Consider the following 12,558-nt stretch of genomic DNA (forward strand, 5'->3'; position numbering starts at 1 on the left):
AAAGAAGATGCCTAGAAGAAGAGTCGTAGGTCAACGTAAGATCCTGCCTGATCCTAAGTTCGGATCACAATTGCTTGCCAAGTTCATGAACGTTGTCATGCTGGACGGCAAAAAATCTACTGCTGAAAAAATCGTATACGGTGCACTCGACATCGTTGCCGAGAAAACCGGTAAAGCACACTTAGATGTGTTCGAGGACGCGTTGGATAATATCCGTCCGTCTGTGGAAGTTAAGTCCCGCCGTGTAGGTGGTTCTACCTATCAGGTACCTGTAGAGGTTCGTCCTGTTCGTCGTAATGCCCTGGGCATGCGTTGGTTGGTAGAAGCCGCTCGTAAGCGTGGCGAGAAGTCTATGGCTCAGCGCCTGGCTGCTGAAATGCTGGATGCTTCTGAGAATAAAGGTACCGCGGTTAAGAAGCGTGAAGACGTGCACCGTATGGCCGAAGCCAACAGGGCGTTTGCTCACTACCGTTGGTAATAGAGAGAGGACGTTATGGCTCGTAAGACTCCTATTGAGCGTTATCGTAATATCGGTATTTGCGCTCACGTGGATGCGGGTAAAACCACCACTACCGAGCGCGTACTCTTCTATACCGGTTTATCGCATAAACTCGGTGAGGTCCATGATGGCGCAGCCACCATGGACTGGATGGAACAGGAGCAGGAGCGTGGTATTACCATTACTTCTGCTGCTACCACCTGCTTTTGGTCTGGAATGAACCAGCAGTTCGAACAGCATCGTGTCAACATCATTGATACGCCTGGACACGTAGACTTCACTATCGAAGTTGAACGTTCATTGCGGGTGTTAGATGGTGCCGTGGTGGTGTTTTGCGGTTCATCTGGCGTTGAGCCTCAATCCGAGACAGTATGGCGTCAAGCCGACAAATATCACGTACCTCGTTTGGTGTTCGTCAATAAGATGGACCGCACAGGTGCTGATTTTGATCGCGTGGTCAGTCAGATCCGCAGTCGTCTTGGTGCAACCTGCGTACCTATCCAATTAAACATCGGTGCTGAAGAGCACTTCAAAGGCGTTATTGACCTGCTCAAGATGAAAGCCATCAACTGGAACGAAGCGGACCAGGGTATGAGTTTCAGCTATGAAGAGGTTCCAGCGGAGTTGCAAGCGAAAGCCGAGCAGTTACGCATGGAAATGGTCGAGGCCGCTGCTGAAGCTTCTGAAGAGCTGATGGATAAATACCTGGAAGGGGGCGAGCTGTCAGAAGAAGAAATCAAACTCGGTCTGCGTACCCGTACGTTGAACAACGAGATCGTTTTGGCTACCTGTGGGTCTGCGTTTAAAAACAAAGGCGTACAGGCAGTGCTGGATGCGGTTATTGATTTCTTACCTGCACCAGTGGACGTGCCAGCTATTAAGGGCCATTTGGATGATGCCAATGAGTCTGAAGCTGAACGTCACGCAGATGACAGTGAGCCGTTTTCTGCCCTGGCTTTCAAAATTGCCACGGACCCCTTTGTCGGTACACTGACATTCTTCCGCTGTTATTCCGGCGTGGTGAATTCAGGAGATACCGTATTTAACTCGGTAAAAGCCAAACGTGAACGTTTTGGTCGTATCGTGCAGATGCACGCTAACAGCCGTGAAGAGATCAAAGAAGTGCGGGCTGGTGATATTGCCGCCGCCATTGGTCTTAAAGATGTCACGACCGGGGACACCTTATGTGACCCGAACAGCATCATTATTCTGGAAAAAATGGATTTCCCTGAACCTGTTATTTCGGTAGCAGTTGAGCCGAGGTCTGTTGCGGACCAGGAGAAGATGGGCATCGCACTGAGCAAGTTGGCTGCCGAAGATCCTTCATTCCGGGTTAAAACCGATGAAGAGACTGGGCAGACTATTATTTCAGGTATGGGTGAACTGCACCTGGATATCATAGTCGATCGCATGAAGCGTGAGTTCAAGGTGGAATGCAATGTGGGTAAACCTCAGGTTGCTTACCGTGAAACACTGCGAAAGGCAGTTGAAGTAGAAGGCAAGTTCGTCCGTCAGTCTGGTGGTCGCGGTCAGTTTGGTCACGTATGGCTGAAGATCGAGCCCCAAGAAGAAGGGGCGGGCTACGAGTTTGTCAACGCCGTTGTTGGTGGTGTTATTCCAAAAGAATACATCCCGGCAGTTGACAAGGGTATCCAGGAACAAATGCAAAATGGTGTTCTGGCTGGCTATCCTGTACTCGACGTGAAGGTAACTCTCTTTGATGGTTCCTATCACGATGTTGACTCTTCTGAAATGGCGTTTAAGATCGCAGGCTCGATGGGCTTCAAGAAAGGTGCTGCCCAAGCGAACCCTGTGTTGCTTGAGCCGCTGATGAAAGTCGAAGTCACGACGCCTGAGGATTGGATGGGTGATGTGGTCGGCGACCTGAACCGTCGTCGCGGTATCATTGAAGGTATGGAAGATGGCGTTGCCGGCATTAAGATTGTGCGTGCGAAAGTACCACTGTCTGAAATGTTCGGTTATGCAACTGACCTGCGGAGCGCAACCCAGGGCCGAGCATCCTATTCCATGGAATTCTTTAATTACGCGGAAGCACCAAATAACGTGGCTAACGCGATTATTGAAGCTAGAAAATCTTAATGAAGGTCTGGTCCGGTAATCTGTCCCAAACAGGGGGCCGGACTTTTAACTTAGGAACTTAGTAAAATGGCAAAAGAAAAGTTTGAACGTACGAAACCGCACGTGAACGTAGGTACTATCGGCCACGTTGACCACGGTAAAACTACACTGACAGCAGCAATCACTACTGTATTGGCGAAGACCTACGGTGGTTCTGCGAAAGCATTCGACCAAATCGACAACGCGCCAGAAGAAAAGGCCCGCGGTATCACTATCTCTACGTCACACGTAGAATACGATACTCCTAGCCGTCACTACGCACACGTAGACTGTCCTGGACACGCTGACTATGTTAAGAACATGATCACCGGTGCAGCGCAGATGGACGGTGCGATTCTGGTAGTAGCGGCGACTGATGGTCCAATGCCACAGACGCGTGAGCACATCCTGTTAGGTCGTCAGGTAGGCGTACCTTACATCATCGTATTCATGAACAAATGTGACATGGTAGACGATGAAGAGCTGCTGGAACTGGTAGAAATGGAAGTACGTGAGCTGTTGTCAGCGTATGACTTCCCAGGTGATGACCTGCCGGTAATCCGTGGTTCAGCTCTGAAGGCGCTGGAAGGCGACGCAGAGTGGGAGAAGAAGATTGTAGAGCTGGGCGAAGCCCTGGACACTTACATCCCAGAGCCAGAGCGTGACATCGATAAGCCGTTCCTGCTGCCAATCGAAGACGTATTCTCTATCTCTGGTCGTGGTACTGTAGTAACAGGCCGTGTAGAGCGTGGTATTGTAAACACAGGTGACTCAGTAGAAATCGTAGGTATCAACCCTACCACTACTACTACAGTAACGGGTGTAGAGATGTTCCGTAAGCTGCTTGACGAAGGTCGTGCAGGTGAGAACATCGGTGCGCTGCTGCGTGGTACTAAGCGTGACGACGTAGAGCGTGGTCAAGTACTGTGTAAGCCTGGTTCAATCAAGCCACACACCAAGTTCGAAGCAGAAGTATACGTACTGAGCAAAGAAGAAGGTGGCCGTCACACGCCATTCTTCAAAGGCTACCGTCCACAGTTCTACTTCCGTACCACTGACGTAACTGGTTCAGTACAGTTGCCAGAAGGTGTAGAGATGGTAATGCCAGGCGACAACCTGAAGTTTGTTGTAGACCTGATTTGCCCAATCGCGATGGACGAAGGCTTGCGCTTCGCTATCCGTGAAGGTGGCCGTACCGTAGGTGCAGGCGTAGTATCTAAGATCCTTGAGTGATTTTAATTGCTTAAGTGATTGAAAAGGCTCCCTAGGGAGCCTTTTTTATTGCCAACATCCAGACATTGATAGGTCGCCAATGTTACAGATAGTTAGCATTGACAGTGGAGCTTGACGCAGTGATACGTTACCCTCGACTCGAGAGTTGTATCGGATAATATTGTTATGAAAATTGAGCTTTGGTTTCCCACTGCTATTTATCATCATGATGCCAGCGAGAGTGAGATTGCCGGAGTAAGAGCCGAACTGCAATCAGTGGTCCAACAGGAACTGGATGAAATTCTGACTCGCAGTGATGCCAACAGTCGTTCTTATATTCAGTCACGCTTGTCGGCGCATCGACAGATTATTCAAAAGTATGACCTAACAGCGTTTCATGACTTCCTCATTCGTCACGCTGGCGCCTTTCTGAGTAAACTCTATCCTGATGCTCAGGGTATCGAGGTAAGAGAGAGTTGGTTTAACTTCTACGCACCCGGAGATAGCCAGGAGGTGCATAACCATCTGCATGCTATCCATCCCTCATTCCTGAGCGGTGTGTTTTATTTATCGGCTCCTGTGGGGTGCGGGGATATCAAGTTTTATCATCCGAATATGCAGACGGCGATACCAAACCCACAGGGGAGCATTGAAAACTATGAAACCTGTTATGCCCCGGTAGAAAATAGACTAATGCTGTTTCGCTCACATGTGCCCCATGCTGTGATGCCTAATCGCAGTGATGCAATGCGGGTTTCCGTCAGCTTTAATATATACGTCATATGACCTGTTGACGCTCCTTTAGCCGCCACGGAAACGTCACAATCCCTTGTTATGCTCCTAAGGTTACCCAAGGAGCAGCAAATGAAACTAGACTCCATTAAGTATCGACTATTACTGATTATTCTTGTCTGCTTGTTTGGTATGGCTCTGTTGGTTGGGACCCAACTATACTCCACAGATCGCCTCATCGACCTCAGTCAGCAGCGTATGCAATTGGTGTTGTTGCACAATCAGCTGTTGCAATTACGCCGACATGAGAAAGACTTTCTGTTACGAGCGGATCCGCGCGATGTGGAAATGTTAAACGAACAAGCGGCTGAGCTGATCACCAATCTGAACCAACTCGCAAGACACTTAGAGAGACTCGAGATTATCCCTGCATCGTTGAATGAACTAAGCAGTGCCGTCAGCGCTTATCAGGATAAGTTTGCCCAGTTAGTAACCTTACAGTCACGTATAGGTTTTGACGAAACAAAAGGGCAGCAGGGGCAGTTTCGTGAAGCTGTACATGCTTTAGAAACCCAATTGCAGCAAAGTGGGCAAGCCGAGTGGCAAGTGCTGCTTTTACAAATTCGCCGCAGTGAAAAAGACTTTATGCTGCGTAAGCGCCTGGAGTATGTCGAGCGCCAACACCAGCTTCTTTTACAATTCCAGTCGGCGATTGATGATGCTCCGCAAAAGGACGTATTACAAGGCCTGTTATCTGGTTATCAGGCTGGGTTTGAACAACTGGTGCATTCCTACCAACAAATCGGCTTGAGGCAGGATGACGGTTTAAAAGGTGAGTTTCGTAGTATTGCGCAGGATATGGAAATGCGTCTGCACCAATTGGATGAGGTGTTGAAACCATTGCTTAATGCAGAGCAACAGCGAGTGGAACGCACGGGGCTGCTTATTATGTTGTTCACACTGGCAACGCTGATGTTGGTACTAATACAAAGCCTGGTGACATTTCAGCGAGCCTTCTCCGCCTTTATCCAGTTTTTCTATCGCTGTAAACGTCAATACCAGCGTCTGGATGAGCGTAAGTTGGGGTTTGCCGAGTTTCGTTCGCTGGCTGCCGTCGCCAATGAGATGGTTGAAGCCAGGCTGGCAGCTGAGCAGGAACTCAAGGCCGCGAAAAGGGAGTTGGCGAAGTTAAATCCCAATTCTGATAATCAATAAAATATCATGCCGGAAGTGATTGGATGCGCAGTGATGTTCCCCACAGTTGCTGAATTATTTGTTGGTTGATAAGTTCAGGAGCACTTGAATAAAAACCTATTACTTCCGTGTTATTCCCCCTTGCCAGCAACCCCTGTTGACTAAGACGCAGACCTAGTTGTTTGGCAACTGCAGGCGCCGGGTCAATAATGCGCATCTCATTTTTTACCAGTTTGTTGAACAGGGGAAGCAGGAAGGGATAGTGGGTGCAGCCGAGGATTAATGTGTCAACGCCCATCTGAGTTAGATGTTCCAATATGGGGGAAGCCAATGCTCTTACATGAGGACCGGATATATCACCTCTCTCAACACATTCCACAAAGCCAGGGCAGGGTACGCAGATTACCTCACATTGCTGCGCCCAGGATTGCTGCAGTGTCATGAGTCTCTTGCTATTCAGTGTTGCCTGGGTGGCTAAAAGTCCAATTCGTCGGCTATGGCTGGATGCTGCTGCCGGCTTAATCGCGGGCTCTATGCCAATGATCGGCAAATTTGAGTTTGCTCGCAGGTGCTCAATGCAGATTGCCGTGGCGGAGTTACAGGCTACTACTACTGCTTTACACTGTTGTTCCTCAAGAAAAGCGACTATCTGTTCGCAGCGCCAGGTGATGAAATCTGCTGTTTTAGTTCCATAGGGGGCGTGGGCCGAGTCTGCCACATAGATAAGTCTTTCGTCTGGAAATTGGCGATAGATCTCGCGAAGTACACTGAGCCCGCCAAGTCCTGAATCAAATACACCAATAGGTTTTTGCGCATCGTAGTCGGCTGACATAGGAATAATGGCTAAGGCGAGTGAAATAGCTAAAAGAAGCAAGTATGGTACCTGCTGTTGGTCGCTCTGTATATCGCCTCGCAGCCAGGTAATGCTGAAGCAAGGGTTGAGCTTGCCAGGCTCTGCCCCAATAAAACAAAATTACGCCGAATAAAGAGGTAAACCATGCAATACAGCAGATTAGGCAGCAGCGATTTACAGGTATCAAGAGTGTGTCTGGGTACCATGACCTGGGGTAAGCAGAATGACCAGCCAGACGCTGACGCGCAGTTGGAATATTCCCTTAATCTGGGGATTAACTTTATAGACACAGCTGAAATGTACGCGGTACCTCCGAGCGCCGACACCTACGGCAAGACCGAAACAATACTAGGGAACTGGCTGGCAAAAAATGCCAGTAAACGCAAAGAGTTGATTGTTGCCAGTAAAATTGCCGGCCCCGGTATTTCTTATATTCGTGGCGGAGGGGATATTACCGCAGAGGCGGTGATTCAGTCGGTAGATGCCTCGTTACAACGACTGCAAACCGACTACATCGATCTTTACCAGTTGCACTGGCCGAACCGAACTACTCCGCATTTTGGTAAGCATTGGCCTGGCCAGGTAAGCTTTACCGATGTCGATACATTAAAACACAGTAATCAGATGCTGGAAATCTTACAGGCGCTGGATACTTGCGTGAAGGCCGGCAAAATCCGTTATTGTGGTTTGTCTGACGATACCACTTGGGGAATTGCAGAATATTTGCGTTTGAGTGAGAAATACAGTCTGCCTCGTATGGTATCTATTCAAAACGAGTTTAATTTACTGCATACCAAGGACTGGCCTTATCTGGTGGAACAATGCGTGCACTCTGATGTTGCCTATCTTCCCTGGTCTCCTTTGGCAGGTGGTATGCTAAGTGGTAAGTATCTAAATGGTCAGAGACCTGAAGGTAGCCGCTGGACACTGACTCAGCGCAATGGTTTATTCCGGGACACGCCAATGTCTCAGGCGGCTGTGAAGGAATATGTCGATTTAGCGGCGTCACTGTCTATGACCCCATGCCAGCTCGCTTTGGCTTGGGTCAATCAGGTTGATGGGGTGACTTCAACCATTATTGGTGCAACCAGTATGGTACAGCTAAAAGAGGATATCGGGGCTTTTGAGCATAGACTAAGTGATACCCAGTTAGCTGCAATAGCCGCTGTTCATCAGCGCTTTCCCGTGGCCTTCTAATCATAGTTTGAACAAAAAAGCCCCTTAATCGGGGCTTTTTAAATACTTACTCGCCGGTGTTTGAGGCCGGTGCGGATGTAGATGCGGTCGGTGCCTGGATGATGTTTTCCAGCTGTGTGATACGCAACCCCAGATCCTGGATATTCTGTAGGCTGTCACGCAGTTTACCCTTAAGCTCTTCCAACTGACTGTTTAGCTGTGGCTGCGCGGAGCTGATCTTCATCAAACTGGTATGCAGGGTATCCTGGCCATTTTGTAGCTTGGTAAACTGCTCTTCAATGGCACTGACCCGAGTGGTACTCATGGAGATGTCAGTTTCCAACAAGCGAGCTTTTTCAGCTACGGATTGTTGCTGTTTCTGCAGATTACCCAAAGCGGTAGACAGCTCTTTAATTTCCGACTGGTTTTTGCGCCAGGCTGAGGCCCACAGCTTATCCATCTGCTCCCAAAGCTCGTCGGTTTTCTCTGTGACCGCCTTGAGCTTGGCTTGCAACGCCACGGTGGACTCGCCCATCTCCTCACCGGTTGCCGACAGTTTACCCTCGAGATCCTCGATACGATTTTTGGCCGCTTGCAGATTCTGTTTTTCCAGCTCCAGTTGCTGGTAAAGCCAGCCATTTGCCCCAAGACCACCTAGGGCCAGCAGCATAACGAAAAAGACCAAACCCCTGCCTGCCCCGCCTTTAGGTGCAGCAGTAGTGGGTTCTTCAACAGCAGCTTTGTCTGTCTTTGGTTGCTTGCTGCGTTTATTCAGATAGGCGTCTCTATCTTCCGGTTCCAGCTGGATGCTGGGCATATCATCTGTCTTGGACATGGGTCCCCTCTGAAGCGCCAATATAAATCGTTGAGCCTATCATACCAATTTTGTTTGGCCACGCAGTACTTCCATACCCTGTTGAACAAACAACTTAACCCGACTGGTTAAAAAAAGCTCAAGGATGCTTTGCTTTCGGATGCAAACAAGGATATGCGGGGCAGTGATGGAATTAATTTCAGACATAAAAAAGCCGACCATAAGGTCGGCTTTTCTTTAGGCTTTGAAGCTATTACTTCTTCGCAGCAGCTTTACGCGCTTTCGCTTCTTCGATGACTTTCTCAGACACGTTGGCCGGGCAAGGCAGGTAGTGTGAGAATTCCATAGAGAACTGACCACGACCAGAAGTCATAGTACGCAGTGAACCGATGTAGCCAAACATTTCAGACAGAGGTACATCTGCCTTGATGCGCACACCAGTTACACCAGCTTCCTGATCTTTGATCATGCCACGACGACGGTTCAGGTCACCGATAACGTCACCTACGTGATCTTCAGGAGTGAACACGTCAACTTTCATGATCGGCTCCAGCAGCTGTGGTGCAGCTTTTGGAATAGACTGACGGAAGGCGCCCTTAGCGGCAATTTCGAACGCGATGGCTGATGAGTCAACCGCGTGGAATGAACCGTCAAACAGCTCTACTTCCAGATCCAGAACCGGGTAACCAGCCAGGGTACCTTCGTCCAGCATGCTCTTGAAGCCTTTATCGATGGCAGGCCAGAATTCCTTAGGAACGTTACCACCTACAACAGTAGAGCTGAACTTGTAGCCTGTACCTGGCTCACCAGGACGGATGCGGTAATCAATCTTACCGAACTGACCGGAACCACCAGACTGCTTCTTGTGGGTGTATGAATCTTCAACTGGCTTAGTGATAGTTTCACGGTAAGCAACCTGAGGTTTACCTACAACCAGTTCAACACCGAAAGTACGCTTCAGGATGTCTACTTTGATATCTAGGTGCAGCTCACCCATACCTTTCAGGATGGTTTCGCCAGAGTCTTCGTCGGTTTCAACGATGAAAGTTGGGTCTTCCGCGATCATCTTAGACAATGCGTTACCCAGCTTCTCTGAAGCACCTTTGTCTTTTGGTGCAACGGCGATAGAGATTACCGGCTCAGGGAAGATCATAGGTTCCAGAGTACAAGGGTGATTAGGATCACACAGAGTGTGACCAGTCTTCACGTTCTTCATACCTACGAACGCCAGAATGTCACCGGCTTGGCAACCAGTCAGCTCGTTACGGTCGTTAGCGTGCATCTCTACCATACGGCCGATACGCTCGGTTTTACCGGTAGCAGAGTTCAGGATGGTATCACCCTTGTTCAGCTTACCAGAGTAAACACGGATAAAGGTCAGGGCACCGAAACGGTCATCCATGATCTTAAATGCCAGAGCGCGGAAAGGCTCATCAACAGAAACAGTAGCCACTTCACCAGTAGGCTCGCCGGTTTCTTCGTTGGTCAGATCCTGAGGCTGAACTTCTGTTGGGCTTGGCAGGTAATCAATAACGCCGTCCAATACCAGCTGCATACCTTTATTCTTAAAGGCTGAACCACAGAAGGTAGGGAAGAAAGACAGATTGATAGTACCTTTACGGATACAACGCTTCAGGTCTTCAATTGATGGGATTTCACCATCCATGTAGGCCATCATCAGATCATCGTCTTGCTCAACGGCAGTCTCGACCAGTTGCTCATGGTACTCATTTACCAGATCAACCATGTCTTCAGGGATTTCTCTAACTTCGAAATTCTCTGGCAGTCCGCTATCGTCCCAAACAAGCGCTTGTTTGTTTAGTACGTCAACCACGCCAACGAACTCGTCTTCACGGCCGATAGGCAGGGTCATAACCAGTGGGTTTGCGCCCAGTACGTTTTTGATTTGCTTAACAACGCGGTAGAAGTCTGCACCCATACGGTCAAGCTTGTTGACGAAGATCAGACGAGCAACTTCAGAATCGTTAGCATAGCGCCAGTTGGTTTCTGACTGAGGTTCAACACCGCCAGAACCACAGAATACACCTATACCACCGTCCAGAACTTTCAGTGAACGGTATACTTCAACCGTAAAGTCAACGTGTCCGGGAGTGTCGATAACGTTAAAACGGTGGCCTTTCCAGAAGCAGGTTGTTGCTGCTGATTGGATAGTAATACCGCGCTCGGCTTCCTGCTCCATGAAGTCCATGGTGGATTCACCATCGTGCACTTCACCCAGTCTGTGGATCTTACCAGTGAGCTTCAGGATGCGTTCTGTAGTGGTAGTTTTACCCGCGTCAACGTGGGCGAAAATACCAATATTTCTGTAGAGGGATAAATCTGCCATGGTTTCCTTCACAAAGTTTAAGGGAAAAAAATCGCGCGCAAGTATACAGGAAAACACAGTTAAAAACCCGTTTTCTGCTAAATATTTGTGCAAAAGTTCTTACAGCCGTCAGTAAGGGCAGACAAAACCCATGGTTGCCCCTTTATTCACGGTGTAACGGCTCACCGAATAACCTGTACAGTTTAACCTAAGTTTATTGATCCTGATTAACACCTGCCATCGAAATTCTGCGTAGTATGCCAGTATCCCATATTCTTCGCGGAGTTATTTTATGTCCACCACCAAGGGCAAACCGGAACTGCTAAGTCCGGCAGGTAGCCTAAAAAATATGCGCTATGCCTTGGCTTATGGAGCCGATGCCGTTTATGCCGGCCAGCCTCGCTATTCACTAAGGGTTAGGAATAACGAGTTCAATCATGCCAGGTTGGCTGAAGCTATAGATGAAGTGCACGCGCAAGGAAAGAAGCTCTATGTCGTGAATAACATAGCTCCACATAATAGTAAGCTTAAAACCTTTCTACAGGATTTGCGCCCGGTGGTGGAGATGAATCCGGATGCCCTGATCATGTCAGATCCTGGCTTAATAATGTTAGCCAGAGATGCGTTTCCCAATCTGGATATCCATCTATCGGTACAAGCTAACGCCGTGAACTGGGCGACTGTGCGCTTTTGGCAGCAGGAAGGTATCAAGCGGGTAATATTATCTAGGGAGTTGGCGTTGGAAGAGATCGAGGAGATCCGTCAGCGCTGCCCGGATATTGAACTCGAAGTCTTTGTGCACGGGGCATTGTGCATGGCCTATTCAGGCCGCTGTTTACTATCCGGTTATATGAACAAGCGCGACCCTAACCAAGGAACCTGTACTAACGCTTGCCGATGGCAATATCAGGTGCATGGTATGCAAGGGAGTCAATGTGGAGGGGCTCAAGAAGAAGAGACTGCTAAGCCGCAAGCGTTTTTGCAAGAGGCTTTGCGTCCGGATGAGTTGATGCCGGTATTTGAAGATGAGCACGGCACTTACATTATGAACTCCAAAGATCTCAGAGCCGTGCAACATGTACAGCGGCTCATCGAGATAGGGGTTGATTCTCTAAAAATCGAGGGAAGAACCAAGTCGTTCTACTATTGTGCCCGCACCGCTCAGGCTTATCGGCGAGCGATTGATGATGCCGTATCGGGCAAGCCTTTTAACGTGCAGTTACTAGAAGAGTTAGAGAAGCTTGCCAACCGAGGTTATACCGAAGGATTTTTACGTCGGCATACTCATGATGAGTATCAGAACTACGAAGATGGCAGTTCTGTCAGTGACAGTCAGCAACTGGTTGGTGAGGTGTTGGAGCAACGTGCTGACGGCAGCTTGCTGGTGGAGGTCAAAAATAAGTTTATGCAGGGGTGTAGTCTCGAGCTAATGACACCAGGCGGGAACTATGATTTTACCTTGACCCAAATGCATACCGAGTCTGGGTTGCCGATGCAAGTAGCGCCGGGCGCGGGCTATAAAGTGTGGGTCAAGGGACCTGATAACGTCAGAGCTGACATGGGTATCTTGATGCGCAACCTACCACTGCAAAGTACCACCAGACAACCTTTCTATCAGGTCGGGAGTTAAGCCA

General features: G+C 49.0%; 10 protein-coding genes. 7 read left to right on the plus strand and 3 right to left on the minus strand.

Annotated elements, in window-relative coordinates; genetic code table 11:
* Positions 1-7 precede the first annotated feature (7 nt).
* The 5 genes from rpsG to KJY73_RS00125 all read left to right on the plus strand — a co-directional run bounded on the left by rpsG (position 8) and on the right by KJY73_RS00125 (position 5,776).
* Positions 8-478, plus strand: a complete 471-nt coding sequence (rpsG, locus tag KJY73_RS00105) for a 30S ribosomal protein S7 (RefSeq protein WP_188699268.1) — start codon at positions 8-10, stop codon at positions 476-478.
* A gap of 15 nt (positions 479-493) precedes the next feature.
* A complete protein-coding gene (gene fusA, locus KJY73_RS00110) occupies positions 494-2,599 on the plus strand; it encodes an elongation factor G (protein WP_214339027.1) in 2,106 nt (701 codons plus the stop codon).
* Between the two features lie 66 nt (positions 2,600-2,665).
* A complete protein-coding gene (gene tuf / locus KJY73_RS00115) occupies positions 2,666-3,850 on the plus strand; it encodes an elongation factor Tu (protein ID WP_214339021.1) in 1,185 nt (394 codons plus the stop codon).
* 165 nt (positions 3,851-4,015) lie between these two features.
* Positions 4,016-4,615 (plus strand): TIGR02466 family protein, encoded by a 600-nt coding sequence (locus KJY73_RS00120; protein ID WP_206594805.1) that lies wholly within the window; start codon positions 4,016-4,018, stop codon positions 4,613-4,615.
* A 78-nt stretch (positions 4,616-4,693) separates the two neighbouring features.
* Positions 4,694-5,776 (plus strand): hypothetical protein, encoded by a 1,083-nt coding sequence (locus KJY73_RS00125; protein WP_214339029.1) that lies wholly within the window; start codon positions 4,694-4,696, stop codon positions 5,774-5,776.
* A 4-nt stretch (positions 5,777-5,780) separates the two neighbouring features.
* Here the strand turns inward: KJY73_RS00125 and murI are convergent, their stop codons facing one another.
* On the minus strand, positions 5,781-6,629 hold the full coding sequence (gene murI, locus KJY73_RS00130; protein WP_214339032.1) for a glutamate racemase: 849 nt from the start codon (positions 6,627-6,629) through the stop codon (positions 5,781-5,783).
* Between the two features lie 123 nt (positions 6,630-6,752).
* Here murI and KJY73_RS00135 point away from each other — a divergent pair, with 123 nt between their 5' ends.
* Positions 6,753-7,805 carry an aldo/keto reductase gene (locus KJY73_RS00135; RefSeq protein WP_214339034.1) on the plus strand — a complete coding sequence of 351 codons (1,053 nt, stop codon included), beginning with the start codon at positions 6,753-6,755 and terminating at the stop codon, positions 7,803-7,805.
* Positions 7,806-7,851: 46 nt separating this feature from the next.
* On the opposite strand, the gene KJY73_RS00140 is transcribed toward KJY73_RS00135, so the two are convergent.
* Positions 7,852-8,619: a hypothetical protein gene (locus tag KJY73_RS00140; protein ID WP_214339036.1), complete on the minus strand. Its 768-nt coding sequence runs from the start codon at positions 8,617-8,619 to the stop codon at positions 7,852-7,854.
* 232 nt (positions 8,620-8,851) lie between these two features.
* Positions 8,852-10,945, minus strand: coding sequence for an elongation factor G (fusA, locus tag KJY73_RS00145; protein WP_206594810.1), 2,094 nt, complete (start codon positions 10,943-10,945; stop codon positions 8,852-8,854).
* A 271-nt stretch (positions 10,946-11,216) separates the two neighbouring features.
* Between fusA (KJY73_RS00145) and trhP the strand changes: the two genes are divergently transcribed.
* Complete coding sequence (trhP, locus tag KJY73_RS00150) at positions 11,217-12,554, plus strand: prephenate-dependent tRNA uridine(34) hydroxylase TrhP (RefSeq protein WP_214339038.1); 1,338 nt, start codon at positions 11,217-11,219, stop codon at positions 12,552-12,554.
* Positions 12,555-12,558: the final 4 nt, after the last annotated feature.

It is taken from the genome of Bowmanella yangjiangensis, from assembly GCF_018531185.1.
Lineage (GTDB): Bacteria > Pseudomonadota > Gammaproteobacteria > Enterobacterales > Alteromonadaceae > Bowmanella > Bowmanella yangjiangensis.